Raw genomic sequence first — 18870 nt, 5'->3', positions numbered from 1 at the left:
GCGACGGTTGTGTCACCAGGTGGTCGTGGAGCCGTCTCGTCCGCGAGCGCGGCTGTGCTGACGTGTCGTCAGCGGCGGGCGGTCGGTGCGGGGGTGAGGCGGATCAGGGTGTTGAGTACGTGGTCGATGGCGTCGTGCGACGGGTCGTCGGTGAGGTGGGTCAGCAGGCGGGCCAGCCCGCCGACGAGGGCGGGGCGCTCGGTGATGTAGCGGTTGAGCAGCGGCTGGAAGCCGGAGCGGCTCAGGATGTACGTGGCGGCGAAGTTGCCGAGCCGGTAATAGCGGCCCCAACGGCGGTTCAGCTCGGCGGGATAGCCCTGCAGGGCGCGTTCGCGGGCGGGGCCCGCCGGGCGGGTGAGGGCGAGTGCGGCGGCCTCGGCCGCGACCTCGCCGGACTCCATCGCCTGGCAGATGCCCTCGCCGTTCCAGGGGCTGATGGTGCCCGCGCTGTCGCCGACGAGCAGCAGGCCCCGGCCGTACTGGGGGCGGCGGTTGAGGCCCATCGGCAGCGCGGCGCTGCGCAGCGGTCCGTCGGCGCCCTTGTCGTCGAGCCCCCACTCGGGCGGTGTCCTGGCCAGCCACGCGTTCAGCGTCGCCCGCAGATCGGGCGACTTCTTGTGCGGGCGGGTGAGCATGCCGAGGCCCACGTTGACGCGGCCGTCGCCCAGCGGGAAGACCCAGCCGTAACCGGGCAGCCGGTCCCCGGTGGACGGGTGGCGCAGGTCGGCCCACAGCTCCAGATACTCCTCGTGGGACCGGATCGGGCTGCGGTAGTAGCGGCGCAGAGCGGTCGCCATCGGCCGGGCCTTGTCCCGGTGGGCGCCGAGGGCGACGGCCAGCCGGGCCGAGGTGCCGTCGGCGGCGATCACCAGCGGCGCCCGGTAGGTGACCGGCGTACCGCCCGGTCCCGCGACCGCGCGGACGCCGACGACCCTGCCCGTACGGTCGGTGAGCGGGCCGGTGGCCTTCACCCGCGTGTGCAGCCGCGCACCGGCCGTCTGGGCGTGCCGGACCAGGATCTCGTCGAAGTCGTGGCGGGTACGGGTGAGCCCGAAGTCCGGGAAGCGGGCGAGTCCCGGCCAGTCGATGAGTACCTCGCGGTCGCCCACGACCCAGCGCATGCCGCGTGAGCGGTGCCAGCCCTCGCCGCTCACGTCGACGCCCATCCGCAGCAACTGGTGCACTCCGCGCGGGGTGAGCCCATCCCCGCACACTTTCTCGCGCGGGAAGTCGTCCTTCTCCAGCAGCAGCACGTCCACACCGGCGCGCGCCAGATGGTACGCCGCGCTCGACCCCGCCGGTCCCGCGCCCACCACAACCACCTGCGCGTCCGCCGCCACGTCCTCCGGCCCGTCTCCACCACTCACGTTGTCCACGTCAGCCATTGCTACCCCCCTCCGGGGCCCACGATGCGGCACCGCGCGCTGCGCTTGCGGTGGGCCAGGCACCGGACGTGCCCCGAAGGGGCGCGGGGAAGCGCGCTGCGCTGACGTAAGGCCAGGCACCGGACGTGCCCCGAAGGGGCGCGGGGAACTGCGCGCTCAGCCCCCACCGGCCGGTGGTCGGGAGACAACCGATTTGCCCCTTTGGGGCCGGTGGTGACGTGCAGCCAGTCGATGGCTGGTCGCGCAGTTCCCCGCGCCCCTTCGGGGCACGGTCCTCCGTGGGGGGGCCGCCCCGGGCGGGGTGGGCCGGGGGAGTCCGCGACCGGCGGATTTCATGGGGGCGTCGTCCAAAGGGCGTTGCGGGGCGCCGTGGGGGCAATAGCGTGCGGGGCATGAACACCCACCACAGCAGATCCATGGGCCTCACGCGGCGCGGACTCCTCGTGGGCGCCGTCGCCGCAGGACTCGCCGCGAATGGCGGCACAGGCAGGGCGGCGGCCGCCGCACCCGGGGAGGCGGGGGGCGGCGGTCCCGGAACGGCCTCCGGAGGAGTGCGGTTTCCGCGGTATCCCGTTCCGGCGTACGAGGTGGCCGTCCCTGGGGAGTCGGTCGAGACGGGGAGGGTGGACATCCCGGTGGCGCCGGGCATCGTCCTCACCTCGTTCGACACGTTCGGCCGCACCGGGTGGACGCGGGTCCACGTACTCAACGCCGACCTGGGGGACGCCTCGGTCGGCGTCGACCTGGTCGCGGACAAGGTCAGCGAGGCGCGGCCGCTGGCGGGGGCGGCCGCCACGCAGCACGCGGTGGCAGCCGTCAACGGCGACTACTTCGACATCACCGAGACGTACGCGGCCGAGGGCCCGGAGATCCAGGCCGGGCAGCTGCGCAAGGGCACCAACCAGCACGCGACGGTGGCCGCGGTCGGGGCGGACCGCGTCGCCCGGCTGGCGGACCTGGTGCTCACCGGCACGGTGACCGTCGCCGGTACGCAGCGCCCGCTGGCCGCCCTCAACTCCGCGTCCGTACCCGCCGACGGCATCGCGGTGTTCACGCCGCTGTGGGGCGGGGGGCACCGCACCCTGATCCAGGACCCGGGCCCGTACACCGAACTCGTCGTGAGCGGCGGCACGGTGACCTCGGTGGGTGGGGCGCTCACCGACACGCCGGTCCCCGACGGCGGGCTGATCGTGCTCGGCCGCGGCGCCGCGGCGGCCGCGCTCGCCTCGGCGAAGGCCGGTGACGCGGTCGGCGTGGCGTTCGCGCCTCAGTCCGACGCGCCGGGTCCGCTGCGGATGGCGCTCGGCAGCGGGTCGGTGCTGGTCAAGGACGGCACGGCGATCGACTTCCCGCCCAGCACCGGCAACGACGCGCCCAAGCCCCGTACCGCCATCGCCTGGCTGGACGGCGGCCACCGCCTGCTGTTGGTCGCGATCGACGGCTCCGCCAACTTCTCCGCGGGACTGAGCTTCGACGACACCGCCAAGCTGCTGGTGCGGCTGGGCGCCGTGGAGGCGTTCATGCTGGACGGCGGCGGTTCCACCGAGCTGGTCGCCCGGCGCCCGGGCGACTCCGCCGCCGGTGTAATCAACACCCCTTCGGACGGCGGCGAGCGCCCCGTGCCCGACGGCGTCGGCCTCTTCGCCCGCCAGGGCTCGGGGCGGCTGCGCGGGCTCGACGTGCGGCCGGCGGCCGACCGCGTGGTGCCAGGACTGACCCTGGACCTCGCGGTCGCGGGCTACGACGAGACCTGGTCGCCGGTCGCCGTCGACGCGCACACCCCGGTGCGGTGGACGGCGGAGCCCGGCTCCCTCGGCCGGACCGACAACGGTGTCTTCCACGCCCGGCGCCCCGGCGCGGGCGCGGTGCACGCCCGCTCCGGCGCCGCCGAGGGCGAGCACCCGCTGCGCGTCGTCGGCGACCTGGACCGGCTGGCCTTCACCGAACGGGCCGTCACCATCGAGCCCGGCGCGGCGACCAGCGTGCGGCTCACCGGCTTCGACGCGGACGGCTTCGACGCCCCCGTGGCACCGCGCGACGCCGCACTGGACTACGACAAGGCCGTCATCACCGTGACGGCCGCCGCCGACGGCAGCCTCACCCTCACCGGAGCCGCGGACGCGGGCGGCAAGTCCGCCACGCTCACCGCGACCGTACAGGGCGTCACCGCGAAACTGCCGGTGACGGTGGGTCTGATCGACGTGCCGCTGGCCGAGTTCGAGCCGACGGAGAGCTGGACGGCGCTCGCCGCGCGCGGCACCGCGTCGGTGTCGTACGTCCCGGCAGCGGACCGGCCGGGAGCCGCCGCGGACAACCACGCGCTGCGCCTCACCTACGACTTCACCGGTCAGCCCAGCACCTCGGCGGCGTACGCGGTGGCGGGCGGCGGCCCGATCACCCTCCCCAGCGGCACCAAGCGGCTGGCACTGTGGGTCAACGGCGACGGGCGCAACCACTGGCTGCGCGCCATGATGTACTCGCAGGGCACCACCAACCTGCCGTTCACCTTCGCCACCGTGGTGGACTGGACCGGCTGGCGCCGGGTCGTCGGCGACATCCCCGCCGGCTACTCCGAACCCGTCACGCTGCTGCGCGTCTACATCGCCGAGACGTCGCAGACCAACAAGAACGCCGGGCAGCTGGACTTCGACGGGCTCGCCGCCCAGGTCGGGCAGCAGCCGGACACGACGCAGCCGCCGCGCCCCGACCCGTACGTGGTCGAGCAGGGCGGGCTGCCGGACCGCAGGTGGACCTTCGCGGTCCTGTCCGACCTGCACGTCAGCGCGGCGGCGGGGCTGGACTCCTTCTCGGGGCGGCAGGCCGCGATCGCCCTCGGCCAGGCGGTGGCGGCCGAGCCCGACTTCCTGCTGATCAACGGCGACTTCGTGGACAACAACAACCCGGCGGACTTCGCGCTCGCCATGGGGCTGCTGCACGACCACGTGCCGGGCGATCTGCCCGTGTACTGGACGCCCGGCAACCACGAGGCGGGTCTGGCGGCGACCGGCGGGCTCGACGCGTTCCTGTCGATCACCGGGCGGCCCAACCGCCAGGTCTTCGACCACAAGGGCGTGCGCTTCCTGCTGCTGGACTCCCACACCGGTGACATGCGGACCTCCGACTGGGACCAGGTGCCGCTGCTGCGGGCCGAGTTGGCGAAGGCGGCCACCGACCGCTCGGTCACCGGTGTGCTGGTCTCCTTCCACCACCCGCTGCGGGACCCGTCGGGGGCCGGTGCGTCGCAGCTGTCCGACCAGTTGGAGGCCGGGCTGCTGCAGCGCTGGCTGGCGGACTTCCGGGAGACCTCGGGCAAGCCGGTGGCCCTGTTCACCGGCCACGCGCACACCGCGTCGGTGACGCGCACCGACGGAGTGCTCGACGTCACCACCCCAGCCGTCGGCAAGACGCCCTACAGCTCGCCCGACCAGGGCGGGTTCTTCGGCTGGATGCACGTCGCCGTCGACCCGCGGCCCGCCCGTATCCGCGCCGGCCGGCCGAGCCCGGAGACCCGCGAGTGGCTGCGCGCGGAGAGCCGGCCGCTGATCGACGGCATCGAGCTGTCCGCCCCGTCGCACCTCGCCGTGGGCGCCTCGGCGGAGCCGGCCGCCACCGGCATCACCAGCGAGTTCGGTCTCAGGTTCCCGCTGCGCTTCCCCGCCAGCGTCACCTGGGGCGGAAGTTCCGGGCTGGTGGTCGCCACCTCCCCGGCGGCAGTACGGGATGCCCGCAGGTCCCAGCACACCCTGGCCGTACTCGACATGGCGTCCGGCACTTTGACGGCGCTGCGCTCGGGTGCCGTGACCGTCACGGTGTCCGCGGGCGGTCTGACGGCCTCGGCGGACATCACCCTCGGCTGAGGCTGAGGCCGCTGTCGGCGGGTGGGCAGGCACCGCTCACCCGCCGACCCCGTCGCCCACCTGCCCTGTCGTACCGGCGCGCTCCGGTTCGCGGGGTCCACCGCCGGACCGCCTTGCACGTGTCTTTCGTGCTTCTGTCACCGGCCTGCCGTTCGTGGCGCCGCAAATTGCGAAGGTGGTGCAATAACAGTCCTCGTGCAACAGCCCTGTTGAAAGGGAGGAACACCAGCGATGACTGTCACCTCGACCGCGGCCTCGCCGCCCGCCCCGGCGGCCGCGGCGCCTCCCGGACGCTTCGCCCGCATCCGCGCCGCGCTCACCCCGGACGAGTGGCGCCGCCTCGGCGGCATGGCCGCGTTCGTGCTGCTGCTGCACGTGGTCGGGTGGTTCGTCCTGGTGGGGCTGGTGGCGCCGCAGCATCTGTCCACCGGGGGCAAGGGGTTCGGCGTCGGCGTCGGCGTGACCGCCTACACCCTGGGCATGCGGCACGCCTTCGACGCCGACCACATCGCCGCCATCGACAACACGACCCGCAAGCTGATGGGCGAGGGCAAACGGCCGCTGTCGGTGGGCTTCTGGTTCTCCCTCGGCCACTCCTCGGTGGTCTTCGGCCTGGCCTTCCTTCTCGCGTTGGGCGTCAAGGCGCTCGCCCTGCCCGTGGAGAACCAGGACTCCGGGCTGCACACCGTGACCGGCCTGGTCGGCACCTCGATCTCCGGCGGATTCCTCTACCTCATCGCCGTCGTCAACCTGGTGGTCCTGGTCAAGCTGGTGAAGATCTTCCGCGGAATGCGGACCGGCGGCTACGACGAGGCCACCCTGGAGGAGCACCTCAACAGCCGCGGGCTGATCAACCGGCTGCTGGGCCGGGTGATGCGGCGGATCGACAGCCCCTGGAAGATGTATCCGATCGGGCTGCTGTTCGGACTCGGCTTCGACACCGCCACCGAGGTCGGGCTGATGGTGCTGGCCGGTACCGGCGCCGCGTCCGGGCTGCCGTGGTACGCGATCCTGGTGCTCCCGGTGCTGTTCGCCGCGGGGATGTCGCTGCTGGACACCATCGACGGCGCCTTCATGAACTTCGCCTACGACTGGGCCTTCGCCCGGCCGGTGCGCAAGATCTACTACAACATCACCATCACCGGCCTGTCCGTGGCGGTGGCGCTGCTGATCGGCACCGCCGAACTGCTGGCGCTCTTCGCCGACCGGCTGGACCTGCACGGCGCCTTCTGGGACTGGGTGTCAGGGCTCGACCTCAACACACTGGGGTTCGTGATCGTCGGCCTCTTCGTGGCCGTCTGGCTGGTCGCCCTCCTGGCCTGGCGCTGGATCCGATTCGAGGAAAGGTGAACTCCGTGGACTCCGCGGCGAACCACAATGACGGTGAACCGGACCTCGGGCTGGTCAGGGAGCTCGCCGACATCGCCCGGGCCAGTGGCGCGGGTGGCAGCACCACCGCCGACAGCGCCTCGCGGACCGCTCCGGGCGGCCCCGGCGACGGCCGCCCGCTGGCCACGGTCGAGGTGGTGACGAGCGACGACATGCACCGCGTCGAGACCGTCACGCTGTCCGGACTGTCCGGATTCTCCGGCCCGTCGGGTGCTCCGGGCGCCTCCGGCGCCGCCAGTGCAGCCGACGTCCTGCCGGCCGACACCGCCAGTGTCGTACGCGCGGTGGTGTGCGCCTATCTCGACCTGGCGGGCTTCAAGGAGGGCCGGGCGCGGCTGACGGTGGCGCTGTCCGACGGGGCGGCGGAGGTCGTCAAGTGCACGCTCCAAGGGCCCGGCACCCCCTGACACCAGGCAGGACGCCGGACGGGAACGTGACGGAACCGGATCGGGAACGGCAGACGGCATCGTGCTCGTCACACAAGATCTACCGCTCAACCTGGTTACGTGAAAGGAACGTCCCATGCGTCACTCATCCCGGGTCCTGCGCGGTGCCCTGACCGGCACCGCCCTCATACTGGGCGCCCTCGGCGTCCTCGGCGGGCACCAGCTCGGTGCCACCGCGATCGGCCGGACGGCCACGCACACCTCGGCGCCCGTCGTCGCCGACGGGGTGTTAGGGGACACCGAGGATGACCAGGGCCCCACCGGCACCGGTCCCGCGAAGGGCTGACGCTCCCCCCGCGAAGGGCTGACGGCTCAGAAGCGGCGGCGGCCCGGCGGAAGATCCAGCTCCGTGAAGATGTCTTCCGCCGCGGCCTCCCGCCGCTCCGCGTCCGCCCCGCGCCCCAGGCCCCGTAGCGCGTCGGCCATCCCCGCCAGCGCGTACGCCTGCTCGACCCGGAACTCCAGTGAGCGGGCCGCCTCTTCGGCGCAGGTGTGCAGGCCCAGCGCCCGTTCGGGCTCGCCGGCCAGCAGCCAGTAGCGGCCGACCATGTTCTGCACCTTGCTCCGCCGCAGCTGCGAGCCGTTGTCCCGCACCAGCTCCATCGCCCGCTCCGCGAACTCGCGGGCCCGCCCGGTGTCCGCGCGCAGGTGCGCGACCGCGGCCGAGGCGGCGAACACCAGCGCCATGTGCCCGTGGTCGCGCAGGTCCTCGCACAGCGCGCGGGCGTGGACGAGATGGTCCTCGGCGGCGTCGAGGTCCCGCAGCCCGAGCAGCGCCAGCGCCAGATCGGTACGGGCCATCAACTCGTTCTCGTGGCGGCCGAGTTCCGCGCACCGCTCGATGGCGAGGCGGGCCGCGTCCGCGGCTTCCGCGTACCGCCCCCACTGCTCGTAGAGGGTGCTCAGCAGGGTGAGGCTCTCGGCCTCGGCGCGGCGGTCGCCCAGGTCGCGCTCGCAGGCGATCGAGCGCTCCAGGTGCACCAGCGCCTCGGCGAAGCGGCCCAGGAGGCTCTTGAGCTGTCCCAGGGTGCTGTCGCTGTGCGCCATCGTCAGCCGGTCGCCGAGGCGTTCGGCGATCTCGCGGCTCTCCTCCGCGATGGTGATCCCCTCCGCGAGGTGCCCCAGCTTCCAGCACGCCACCCCGAGGTTGGACAGGCTCACCGCGAGCAGCGCGGGATCGCCCAGCCGCCGCGCCGCGGCCACGGCCGTCATGCCGAGCCGCCGGAACTCCTCCAGGTGTCCCCGGGCGCTGAGTTGGAAGGCGAGGTTGCGCACCAGCAGGACGGTGTGCCGGTCGAGCAGGAGCTGGTCGGAGAGCGCGACCCCGGCCCGTAGCGTCTCCTGCTGGCGGGCGAACCAGTCGGCCGCCGCGGCGCTGTCGGTGAACCGCAGCAGCGGGGTGGCGGGGGCCGCGAGACCCGACGGGAGGGTCCGGCGGCCGGGGAACATCACCTGGCAGGCGGCGTCGGTGGCGTGCAGGTAGTGGTCGACCAGACGGCGACCCGCCGCGGTGTGCTCCGCCGCCGGTGACGACAGGCTCTGCGCGAAGCTGCGCACCAGGTCGTGGAATCCGTAGAGTCCGATGTCGGGCTGCTGGAGCAGATGCGCGTCCAGCAGCGACTCCAGGACGCCTTCCGACTCCCGCGGGGAGACGTCGAGCAGCGCTCCGGCCGCCCACGCGTCGATGTGCCCGCCCGGATGCACGGCCAGCAGCCGCAGCGCCTCCCGGCCGGGTCCGCTCAGCGCCTGGTACGACAGCCGCAGCGTGGCCGCCACGCTGCGCTCTCCCGAACTCAGCTCGTCCAGCCGGTTGGTCTCGTCGGAGAGCCTGCCGACCAGGTACTCCAGCGTCCAGCGGGGCCGGTTGCGCAGGCGGGCGCTGGCGATCCGCAGCGCCAGCGGCAGCCGCCCGCACAACTCGGACAGCTCCCTCGCGGCCTCCGGCTCCGCGTCGATCCGTGCGTCGCCGAGCAGCTCGCGCAGCAGGTCGGCGCACTCGCCCGCGGGCATCTCCCGCAGCGACAGCCACTGCGCCGAGTCCAGGTCCACCAGGCGCGCCCGGCTGGTGGCGAGCACCAGGCACCCCGGGTGGTTGGGGAGCAGCGCGCGGACCACCGCGGTGTCCGCGGCGTTGTCGAGCAGGAGCAGCATGGTCCGCCCCGCCGTCACGGCCTGCCACAGGGCGGCGCGGGCCGCGAGGTGTTCGGGGATACGGTCGCCCGGCACGCCGAGGGTGCGCAGCAGCGAGTCCAGGGCCTCCGGTACGGAGAGCGCCTGGGCCGAACTGTGCCCGCGCAGATCGATGTAGAGCTGCCCGTCCGGGTACGCGTCGGCGAGCAGATGGGCCGCGTGCACGGCCAGCGAGGTCTTGCCGCTGCCGCCCATGCCGTCCACCGCGAGGATCCGCGAGTGGCTGCCCTGCGGCGTCCTGACGTGGCCGAAGTTGCCCGCCGCCTTCAGCAGGACCGCCAACTCGTGGTCGCGGCCGGTGAAGTCGGCCAGGTCGGAGGGGAGGGTGCACGGCGCCGGGGCCGGTGGCTGGCTGGCCGAGGCGTCCCGCGACGGCGCCGGGGGAGTGGCCCGCGGTGCCTCAGGGGGCGGGGGCAGGTCGAGACCGGGGCTCGTACGCAAGATGTCCTCGTGGATACGGGCCAGTTGCGGGCCCGGCTCGATCCCCAGCTCCTCGACGAGGATGTCGCGGGCGCGGCCGAACTCGTCCAGCGCCTCGGCCTGACGGCCCGAGCGGTACAGCGCGAGCATGAGCTGGGTGCGCAGCGACTCGCGCAGCGGGTTGGCGTCGACCAACGCCCGCAGGTCGGCCACGATTTCGGCCGCCTCGCCGAGGCCGAGGCAGGTCTCGTAGAGCTGTTCCGCGCAGGCCAGCCGCTGTTCCTCCAGCGCGGTGACCGCGGCGGCGATCACCTGGGACTCGGCCAGTTCCGGAAGCATCGGGCCGCGCCACAGGTCGAGGGCCCGGCGCTGGAGCACGGCCGCCTCCCGTAGCCGGTCGGCCCCCGCCGCCGCTCTCGCCGCCGTCCGTAACGCGCCGAAGTCGCCGAGGTCCGACTCGCCCGCCAGCAGTTCGGCGCGGTACCCGGGGCCGTCGGTGACGAGGACCGCGTCACCACCGGGGATACGGCGGCGCAGATCGGCCACGGCTTTGCGTACCTGGTGGGCGGCGGTCGCGGGCGGTTCCTCCACCCAGGCGGCGTCCACCAGCCGGGGAATCGGCAGAACTCGGTCCGGATTCAACAACAACGTTGTCAGGATCCGTTTCTGCAGCAATCCGCCGACCGCGACCCGCTTGCCATGGGACCAGCATTCCAGCGGTCCCAGCACGTTGAAGCGCAACTGCCTGCCGGATCCGGCGCTCGCCGCCACTCTTGCCCCCACCCACGTACCAACGCGTCCACCCCCGATGTGGATCTCCAACGGTACTGGATCGGGAATGGAACGGGACGAGCCGCGAACAGACTCCCTCGCAGAACAGTCAGCGTCCGGCCGTCCCTTCAGCCGGTCGGTTTCGCGCGGATCGGAGAAGCCTCGTGTTGATCAGCGTCCTCGGTCATCTCCGTCTCGGCGAGGGGTCACCCCCCGCGCCGCTGAAGTCCTCTCGCCTGCGGAGCCTGGTCACCGCCCTCGCGCTCAACGAGGGCGCGACGGTCTCCCAGGAGGCCCTGTCGGCATGGGTGTGGGGAGAGGAGGAAGGTCCCGTCAATGTCTCCGGCTCGATCTACACCTGTGTGAGCAGGCTCCGCGACGAGCTGGTGCGCCGCGGGCACCCGGAGCTGTCCGCGGCCATCACCACCAGCACCCACGGCTACACCCTGTGCTGGGACCGCTCGCAGATCGACGCGTCCGCGTTCGAGGACGCGTTGACCAAGGCCCGGATCCGGCACAGGGCAGGTGAGTTGGCCGAGGCGCTGCAGCTCATCGAGAGCGCGCTGCGGCACTGGGCGGGTTCCGCCCTCGCCGACATCCCGCCGACCGGGCCGGTCGAGCGGGCCAGCGCCCATCTCGAAGAGGCCAGGTTCAGCGCGGAGATGGAGGAGATATCCATCAACCTCAAGCTGCGCCGCCCGGCCGAGGCACGGGAAAAGGCAGTCGGCCTCGCGGTGAAATACCCGCTGAGCGAATCGGTTTCGCAAGTGACGATGGTGGCCCTGGAACAGAGCGGCCGGCGTGGCGAAGCGCTGACCCACTACCGGAGCCTGCACAAGCGTCTCGCCGACGAATTGGGGATATCGCCGAGCCCGGCTCTCGGGCATCTCTACACCCGGATCCTGCACGGCGAGTCGTTGCTCAGCAGCGCTTCCCCCGTTCCCCCATAGACGCTACGGGGACTTCCTCGGCTTCCGCCGCTCGCCCGGCATCCCGCGCTCGCCCGGCTTCGGCCGCTCGCACGGCTTCGACCGCTTCGACGATCTGCGCGTATCCCGTGCAGCGGCAGACATTCCCGGCGAGGGCCGCCCGTACGTCCGCGGCCAGTCCCGGGTCGGTGAGATAGGCCGAGGAGGCGCACAGCATGCCAGGAGTGCAGAACCCGCACTGCGCCGCGCCGCAGCGGACGAACTCCTCGACCAGCCGCCGCCCGGTCGGCGCGTCGGCGACGTGTTCCGCGGTCGACACGGCGGAACCGCCGGGCAGCAGGGCGGTGAGCGTGGTGCAGGCGAGGACCGGACGCCTGTCGAGCAGCACCGTGCAGGCCCCGCAGTGCCCCATCTCGCAGCCCGCCTTGACCGACGTCACCCCGAGGTCGTCACGGAGCCAGTCGAGCAACCGGCGTCCGTCGGACGGCCCTTCGACCTCGCGGCCGTTCACCGTCAGCTTCACCGTCGGCCCCGCGTTCGGCCCCACCGTCGTCGCGGCGTCCATGGCGTCCCCTCCTCGGCGACCGGATCGTCCTCCGGCCCTTCGACCGGCTCACACCACGACGTTACGACCAGACCCTTTCACCGCCCTTTTGACCATCTGTCCGGGTCCGCACCGGACCGCGGACCGCTCGGAGGAGAACCGACCCGCCATGAGAACCCTCAAGCGCCGCGTCTCCCGCCTCAGCAAACTGGCCGCCGACCTGCACTGCTGGTCCATCCGCGACGCGGTGCGGGCGGAGGGCTGGGAAACGCCCTCGGGCCCGCTGCGCACCGGCGGCGGCTGGTTCCGAGGCCCCGCCCTGCACGACATCACCTGCCCCGACATCACCGTCCCCGCGGACTGGTCACTGTCCGGCACACGACTCGAACTCGCCCCGGGGGGACACGGAAAGATCACCCTGCTCGGCAGCAACGGCGTCGAGTACGTCCGCCCCGTCGGCCAACGGCACCTGCGCTTCGCCCTCCCGGACCGGCGGCTCTCCGCACACCTCAAACTGGCGCCGCTGCGGGCGAGTTCGGGCCACCTCACCCCGGAGGCGCGCTGGTCCGCCCGGCTGATCCACCTCGACACCGACGTGCTGCGCCTGTGCCGCCTGCTGCTGCTCGTCGCCGACCTCGCACGGTTCCTCGACGGCGACGGCGACGGGGGCGGTGACCGTGACCGCCACGACGGCCCGCTCGCCCTACGGCTGGTCGAAGCCGCCGAGGCCGCGCTCGCCCGGCTGCGCTGGCCCAGCGCCTCGGCCGAGGTGGTCGGTCGGCTCGCCGGACGCGAGAAGCTCGGAAAGCTCTGGAACGCCGTGGGATTCGACCCCGTCGCCGCCCCGCTGTCGCCCGCCACCTCTGCCTCCGTCACCGCCGCGACCGGGGAACTGCTCGCCGAGCTGGCCTCGTTGCAGGCCGGCCGGGAACTGCCCGGCAGCGTCATGCTGCTCGGCTACGCGCACACCGACCTGGCCTGGCTGTGGCCCGAGGCGGTGACCCGCGAGGCGGTGGACGGCCAGTTCGGGGCGGCGGTGCACCAGCTCACCGCGCACCCGGAGTTCCACTTCGGCCAGTCCAGCGCGGGCGTCTACGAGGCCGTGGAACGCCGTGCGCCCGCGCTGTTCGACCGCGTACGCGCCCATGTGGCCACCGGCCGGTGGGAGTTGCTGGGCGGGATGTGGACCGAGCCGGACGTGAATCTGCCGTCGGGTGAATCGCTGGTCCGGCAACTCCTGCACGGGCAGCGGTACTTCCAGAGCCGCTTCGGGCGGCGCGCGACGGTCGGCTGGTTCCCCGACAGCTTCGGCTTCCCCGCCACCTTGCCGCAGATCCTGGCGGGTGCGGGCATCCACTCCTTCTACACCACCAAACTGCGCCTCCAGGAGGTGCACGACTTCCCGCTCACCCTGTTCCGCTGGGAGGGCGCCGACGGCACGGCCGTCACGGCGTACTCGTCCGCGGGCAGCCACGGCTACCAGGGGGCGCCGCAGCCCGCGGTCGTCTTCGACGCCTGGAACCACCAGGGCCAGCGCGACCTGTACCCGCTGGCCCTGCAACTCCTCGGCCACGACGGCGCGGTGGGGCCGACCGACGAGGACATCGAGACCGCCGAACTGCTCGCCCGCCTGCCCGGCACCCCCGACACGGCCTTCGGTGCCGCGTCGGACTTCTTCACCGGTGTGCGCGAGAAGATCGACGCCGGCGAGATGCCGGTGCATCGCGGGGAGCTGTACCTGGAGGCGCACCGGGGCACGTACACCGCCCAGGGCAGGACGAAGTCCGCGGGGCGCGACGCCGAGTGGTCGCTGATCACGGCGGAGGTGCTGCAGTCCCTGCACGCGCTGGTCGGCGGCAGCCCCGTAGCCGAGACCGAGACCGACGACTGGCGGACGTTGCTGGACTGCCAGGCGCACGACGTCATCACCGGGGTGAGCATCGCCGAGGTGCACACGGACGCCGAGACCCGGCTGCGCGACATCGCCGCACGGGCCCATGAACGGCAGCGTGCGACCACCCGGCTGCTGGCCGAGGCCGTCGCCCCGCGGGGCGAGACGCCCGGTATCGCCGTCGCCAACCCGACGCTCTCGGCGCGCCCGCTGCGGCTGCGCCTCCCGGCCGACTGGAACATCGGCCAGCGCGTCGGTCCCGACACCCGCGTGCTCACCGCGCCGGACCCGCTGCCCCCGCTCAGCGTCAGCTGGCGCGCACCGGCCGCGGAGGTACCCGCCCCGGCCACCGCGACCTCCACGGACGCCGGGGTGGTGCTGGAGAACTCCGAGGTGCGCCTGCTGGTCGGCGCGTCCGGCGGGATCGACCAGCTGCAGGACAAGCGGACCGGGCGTCAGGTGCTGTCGGGGCCGGGCAACGTTCTGACGGCGTGGCTGGACCGGCCGCACTTCTGGGACGCCTGGGAGCTGTCGGCGGAGTACCGCGGCTGCCCGCTGGAAGACCTGGTCTGCGAGTCCGTGGAGACCGTCGAGTCCGGGCCGCACCGCGCGGCCGTACGGATCCGGCACCGCTTCCGGGACAGCACCGTGGTGCGGGAGATCCGGCTGTGGGCGGGTTCCGCCAGGGTCGACGTGCACACCGAGATCGACTGGCACGAGCGCCGGGTCGCGCTGCGCGTCGCGTTCCCCGTCCCGGCCGAGTACGCCGACGCGCTCTTCGAGTGCCCCTACGGCGTGGTGCACCGGCCCACGTCGTCCGAATCGGCGGACAGCGACGCCCAGTTCGAGGTCCCCGGCCAGCGGTTCGCCGCGGTCGCGTCGGCCGACGGCGGGATCGCGCTGCTCAACAACGGCCGCTACGGGCACCGGATCAGGCACGGAGAACTCAGCCTCACCCTCCTGCGCAGCCCGGTGTTCCCCGATCCGTCGTGCGACGAGGGGCGGCAGAGCGTCGACTACGCGCTGCTGCCCTACCGCGGCGGCTGGCTGGAAGGCGGCGTCCTGGCCGAGGCCGAGGACCTCAACGCCCCGCTGGTGGCCGAGCGTTGGCCGCTGGACGAGCCGGGGACCTGGCAGACGCTGGGCTCCTCGGGCCTGCCGCTGGGCCTCGGCGCATTCAAACCGGCCGAGGACGGCGACGGGCTGGTCCTGCGCGTCTACGAACCGGCCGGTCATCCCGGGACCGCGCGCATCGAGCCGCCCGAGGGCTGGCGGATCCACGAAGAGCTGGACCTGCTGGAGGACTCCGCCGGTGTCCCCGGGTTCGACTTCCGCCCGCACCAGATCAGGTCCTGGCGGCTCCTGCCGGAAAGGGAAGCGCGATGAACTCGACATTCCGCGACAGAATGCTGCTGCTGAAACTCCTGCCCGCGTCCGGGTGGGCGCCGGTGACGGCGCTCGTGGCGGTGCAGGCCGCCGGCGCCCTGATGCCCGCGCTCACCGCGCTCGCCATGGGATTCCTGGTGAGCAGGGTGGCGCACGGCTCCACGGCCGTGGCGCTGCCGCTGCTGGCTCTCGGCGGGGCGTTCCTCGTCAGCCGCCTCACGCAGGAACTGACCGTGCCGCTCACGTATCTCGTCACCCAGCGCATCGACGGCGCGCACCGCGCCGAGCTGGTCAGGCTGGTCGCCGGCAGCCCCACCATCGACCCGCTGGAACGCGGACGGGTACGGGAACTGCTGCGGCTCTCGCGCGGCGAGCGCGAGTTCTGGGGCGAACGCACCCCGGGGCAGGGCGCGGTGGCCCAACTCGACTTGACCACACGGTACTTCGGGCTCGTCGCCTCCTGCGCCGTACTGCTCGGCTACGCGTGGTGGCTCGTGCCCGTGATCGTCGGCCCCGCCATGCTGTGCCGGGCGAAGTGGCGCCGGGAGTTCACCAGCAGCCTGTCCATGGACCGGGTCGGGGTGAAGGAGGAGATCAGGGCCCGCCACTGGACGAATCTGGCGACCGAGTGGACCGGTGGAAAGGAGGTCCGCACCTTCGGTCTGGCCGACTGGGCCGTCGGCAAGGCGCACGGCCATGTCCTGGCGCAGTGCGAACCGGCATGGGCGTCCGGCGAGCGCAGTGCCCGGGGCCAGTGGATCATCGCCCTCATCGTCGGCCCGCCGCTGCTCGCGGCCTATCTGCTGGTCGTCCACGGCACGCTGGACGGCTCGCACACGGTCGCCGCACAGACGGTCGTCCTTTCCACCATCTGGTCCGTGCTGAACACCCTCAGCTTCTCCGACGCCCTGGAGATCGACGGCGCCGTCCCCGGGGTGAAGGCCGGACTGGAACTGCGGGACGAACTGCGGCCGGCGGCGCGGCCCGCAGCCGAGGTGAGCACCGGCGGCGCGACCGCCCCGCCGACCGGCCCGCCGGTCATCCGCTTCGAGGACGTCACCTTCCGCTACCCGGGCACCAGCCGGGCCGTGCTCGAAGGCGTGACCCTCACCCTCCACCCCGGTGAACTGCTCGCCCTCGTCGGCCTCAACGGCGCGGGCAAGTCCACCCTCATCAAGTTGCTCTCCGGCCTCTACCGGCCGACATCCGGCCGGATCACCGTCGACGGGGTCGACCTGGCGCGGATCGCCCCCGAGGAGTGGCGGCGCCGACTGACCGTCGTCTTCCAGGACTTCGTCCGCTATCCGCTGTCCCTCGCCGACAACGTCTCGCTCGGCGCGGGCGACATCGCGCCCGACCCGGACCTCATCCGGCGCGCGGTGAGCGACGCCGGATTCGACCGTGTCCTCGCCGGTCTGCCCGACGGGCTCGACACCCCGCTGGCCCGCTCCCGGCGCGGCGGCGTCGACCTGTCCGGAGGGCAGTGGCAACAGGTCGTCCTGGCCCGCGCGCTGTACGCCGCCGGGAGCGGCGCGGGACTGCTGGTGCTCGACGAACCCACCGCCCATCTCGACGTCAGGACCGAACTCGACATGTTCCAGCGCATCCAGGAACGGCGCGGCACGGCGGGAGTCGTGCTGATCTCCCACCGGCTCTCCACCGTACGCAGCGCCGACCGCATCGTGCTCCTCGACGGCGGCCGTATCACCGAGGACGGCACGCACGACGCACTCATGGCCAAGGACGGCACGTACGCGGAGCTGTTCACCATCCAGGCCGAACGGTTCGCCCACGGCTACGACGACCGGTTCGAGGGAAGTGCGTCATGACCCGAGCGACCCGCTACATCGGCTTCTGGTGGGAGATCCTGCGGGCCACCTGGCGGCAGGCCCCCGTCCTGACGGTGCTCAACTTCGTCCTGGAGACCTGCGCGCTGGGGGCCGGCATCGGCATGGCGCTGGCCTTGCGCGCCGCCGCCGAGGGCGCCGCCCAGCACGCCACCGGCGAGGCGGTGACCGGCGCGGTGGGCGCCGCCCTGGCCGGGACCGCGACGCTGGTGGTGACCCGGCTGCGCGACCTCGTCGGCAGTTTCCTGATCGTGGAGAAGCTCGGCCCCGGCTGGCTGGAGAGCCGGATCAACGCCGAGATCGCCGGACTCGAGGGCATCGAGCACCTGGAACGCAACGAGTTCCTCGACCGCATCGGGCTGCTGCGCAACTCCTCCTGGGACCTGGTCGCCGGCCTGTGGACGGCCGTGCGCACGGTCTTCGCGATGATCCAGCTCGCGGCCGTCATGCTGCTGCTGGGCAGCGTCTCGCCCTGGCTGCTGGCGCTGTTCGCGCTGGCCGGCTTCCCGCTGTGGTGCGACGGGCGCGCCCGCAGGGCACTGAACCGGGCGCAGTCCGCCACCGCCGAGCAGTTCCGGCTGCAGCGCGGCCTGTTCGAGCTCGCCACCGATGTCGCCGCGGGCAAGGAGATCCGTACCAGCGGCGCCGTCCCTGCGCTGGTGGAGCATCAGAACCGGGCGTGGCAGGCCGCGGTGAGCGGGCGGATGCGCGCCCGGCTGCGCGCCTGCTGGTGGCGGACGCTCGGCTGGGGCATCTTCACCGCGGGCTTCCTCGGGGCGCTGGCGGTCGTCGTACGGCACCCCGCCCGGGACTCCGCGACCCTGGGCGACGTGGTCATGGCCGTCACGCTCGCCGCCTCCATGCAGCAGACCGTGCAGTCGGCGGTGGGCCAGCTCGTGAAGACGATGAGCTCAGGGCTGGTGGTGGAGCCGTATCTGTGGCTGCGCGAGTACGCGGAGGAGGACCGGCGGCGTGTCACCGGTGTGGCGTCCCCGCCCGAGGCGCTGCGCCGCGGCATCGAACTGCGCGGCCTCGGCCACACCTATCCCGGTACGGGACAGCCGGCGCTCGTGGACCTCACCGTCAGCCTGCCGGCCGGCTCGGTCGTCGCTGTGGTCGGCGAGTACGGCTCGGGCAAGACCACCCTGGTCAAGCTGCTGCAGAAGTTCTACCGGCCCACGCAAGGGTGCGTCACCGTCGACGGGGTGGACCTGGCCGAGCTGGACACCGCGCAGTGGCGGGCCCGTAGCAGCGCCGCCTACCAGGACTTCGGCCGCTACCCCCATGTGACGTTCGCCGAGGCGGTCGGTATGGGGGACCTCCGGCTCGCCGACGACCCCGCGGCGGTCGCCCAGGCCGTCGCGGACGCCGACGCCGACCGTATCGTCGAGCGGCTGCCGGACGGCTACGCCACCACCCTGGGGGTGGCCTTCGGCGGTATCGACCTGTCCGAGGGGCAGTGGCAGAAGACCGCGCTGGCCCGGGCGTCGATGCGCAGGACGCCCCTGCTGTTCGTCATGGACGAGCCGACGGCGTCCCTGGACGCCCCCAGCGAACACGCCATCTTCGAGCGGTACATGGAGCGGGCCCGCCTCCTGGCGGCCACCACCGGTGCGATCACCGTGATCGTCTCGCACCGCTTCTCCACCGTCGCGGGCGCCGACCTCGTCCTCGTCCTGGACCACGGCCGTCTGGTCGAGCACGGCACCCACCACGAACTGCTGGCGGCGGACGGCAAGTACGCCGAGCTGTACGGGATCCAGGCCCACGCTTACGCGCGTACTCCAGCCCGTTAGGTCCCCGCGCTCATGGCCA

At 72.9% G+C, this 18870-nt stretch carries 11 protein-coding genes; 8 read left to right on the top strand and 3 right to left on the bottom strand.

The features are described from left to right. Positions 1 to 68 precede the first annotated feature (68 nt). Positions 69 to 1385 (bottom strand): geranylgeranyl reductase family protein, encoded by a 1317-nt coding sequence (locus AB0M29_RS33685; protein ID WP_365389768.1) that lies wholly within the window; start codon positions 1383 to 1385, stop codon positions 69 to 71. A 392-nt stretch (positions 1386 to 1777) separates the two neighbouring features. Here AB0M29_RS33685 and AB0M29_RS33680 point away from each other — a divergent pair, with 392 nt between their 5' ends. From AB0M29_RS33680 to AB0M29_RS33665, 4 genes are all read left to right on the top strand, one after another. Further along, positions 1778 to 5242 carry a phosphodiester glycosidase family protein gene (locus tag AB0M29_RS33680; RefSeq protein WP_365389765.1) on the top strand — a complete coding sequence of 1155 codons (3465 nt, stop codon included), beginning with the start codon at positions 1778 to 1780 and terminating at the stop codon, positions 5240 to 5242. A 348-nt stretch (positions 5243 to 5590) separates the two neighbouring features. Further along, entirely contained in the window at positions 5591 to 6592 is a 1002-nt protein-coding gene (locus AB0M29_RS33675) for a HoxN/HupN/NixA family nickel/cobalt transporter (RefSeq protein WP_365389846.1), read from the top strand. 5 nt (positions 6593 to 6597) lie between these two features. Then, entirely contained in the window at positions 6598 to 7038 is a 441-nt protein-coding gene (locus AB0M29_RS33670) for a hypothetical protein (protein ID WP_365389762.1), read from the top strand. 115 nt (positions 7039 to 7153) lie between these two features. Further along, the gene (locus AB0M29_RS33665; RefSeq protein ID WP_365389759.1) at positions 7154 to 7363 is read left to right on the top strand and encodes a hypothetical protein; all 210 of its coding nucleotides are present in this window, start codon (positions 7154 to 7156) and stop codon (positions 7361 to 7363) included. Between the two features lie 26 nt (positions 7364 to 7389). On the opposite strand, the gene AB0M29_RS33660 is transcribed toward AB0M29_RS33665, so the two are convergent. Further along, a complete protein-coding gene (locus tag AB0M29_RS33660; RefSeq protein WP_365389758.1) occupies positions 7390 to 10329 on the bottom strand; it encodes a BTAD domain-containing putative transcriptional regulator in 2940 nt (979 codons plus the stop codon). Positions 10330 to 10622: 293 nt separating this feature from the next. Between AB0M29_RS33660 and AB0M29_RS33655 the strand changes: the two genes are divergently transcribed. After that, positions 10623 to 11408: an AfsR/SARP family transcriptional regulator gene (locus AB0M29_RS33655; RefSeq protein WP_365389755.1), complete on the top strand. Its 786-nt coding sequence runs from the start codon at positions 10623 to 10625 to the stop codon at positions 11406 to 11408. Here AB0M29_RS33655 and AB0M29_RS33650 read toward each other — a convergent pair. Continuing rightward, on the bottom strand, positions 11380 to 11952 hold the full coding sequence (locus tag AB0M29_RS33650) for a 2Fe-2S iron-sulfur cluster-binding protein (RefSeq protein WP_365389752.1): 573 nt from the start codon (positions 11950 to 11952) through the stop codon (positions 11380 to 11382). The genes AB0M29_RS33655 and AB0M29_RS33650 overlap by 29 nt on opposite strands. Positions 11953 to 12100: 148 nt before the next feature. Here AB0M29_RS33650 and AB0M29_RS33645 point away from each other — a divergent pair, with 148 nt between their 5' ends. Genes AB0M29_RS33645 through AB0M29_RS33635 form a run of 3 tightly spaced genes read left to right on the top strand, consistent with a single transcriptional unit; the run spans position 12101 to position 18851 of the window. After that, positions 12101 to 15208 carry a glycoside hydrolase family 38 C-terminal domain-containing protein gene (locus AB0M29_RS33645; protein WP_365389749.1) on the top strand — a complete coding sequence of 1036 codons (3108 nt, stop codon included), beginning with the start codon at positions 12101 to 12103 and terminating at the stop codon, positions 15206 to 15208. After that, positions 15205 to 17037, top strand: coding sequence for an ABC transporter ATP-binding protein (locus AB0M29_RS33640; RefSeq protein WP_365389747.1), 1833 nt, complete (start codon positions 15205 to 15207; stop codon positions 17035 to 17037). Before AB0M29_RS33645 ends, AB0M29_RS33640 begins: the two co-directional genes overlap by 4 nt. Beyond that, a complete protein-coding gene (locus AB0M29_RS33635) occupies positions 17034 to 18851 on the top strand; it encodes an ABC transporter ATP-binding protein (RefSeq protein WP_365389745.1) in 1818 nt (605 codons plus the stop codon). Before AB0M29_RS33640 ends, AB0M29_RS33635 begins: the two co-directional genes overlap by 4 nt. Positions 18852 to 18870: the final 19 nt, after the last annotated feature.

The sequence above is a fragment of the Streptomyces sp. NPDC051976 genome (genome assembly GCF_040680795.1).
Lineage (GTDB): Bacteria > Actinomycetota > Actinomycetes > Streptomycetales > Streptomycetaceae > Actinacidiphila.
This window is presented reverse-complemented; position numbering and strand designations above follow the sequence as displayed.

Bases quoted from the DNA above. Each gene is read 5' to 3' on its own strand.
- AB0M29_RS33680 (WP_365389765.1), top strand. From the start codon at position 1,778: ATGAACACCCACCACAGCAGATCCATGGGCCTCACGCGGCGCGGACTC.
- AB0M29_RS33635 (WP_365389745.1), top strand. From the start codon at position 17,034: ATGACCCGAGCGACCCGCTACATCGGCTTCTGGTGGGAGATCCTGCGG.
- AB0M29_RS33675 (WP_365389846.1), top strand. From the start codon at position 5,591: ATGGCCGCGTTCGTGCTGCTGCTGCACGTGGTCGGGTGGTTCGTCCTG.
- AB0M29_RS33665 (WP_365389759.1), top strand. From the start codon at position 7,154: ATGCGTCACTCATCCCGGGTCCTGCGCGGTGCCCTGACCGGCACCGCC.
- AB0M29_RS33645 (WP_365389749.1), top strand. From the start codon at position 12,101: ATGAGAACCCTCAAGCGCCGCGTCTCCCGCCTCAGCAAACTGGCCGCC.
- AB0M29_RS33640 (WP_365389747.1), top strand. From the start codon at position 15,205: ATGAACTCGACATTCCGCGACAGAATGCTGCTGCTGAAACTCCTGCCC.
- AB0M29_RS33650 (WP_365389752.1), bottom strand. From the start codon at position 11,952: ATGGACGCCGCGACGACGGTGGGGCCGAACGCGGGGCCGACGGTGAAG.
- AB0M29_RS33685 (WP_365389768.1), bottom strand. From the start codon at position 1,385: ATGGCTGACGTGGACAACGTGAGTGGTGGAGACGGGCCGGAGGACGTG.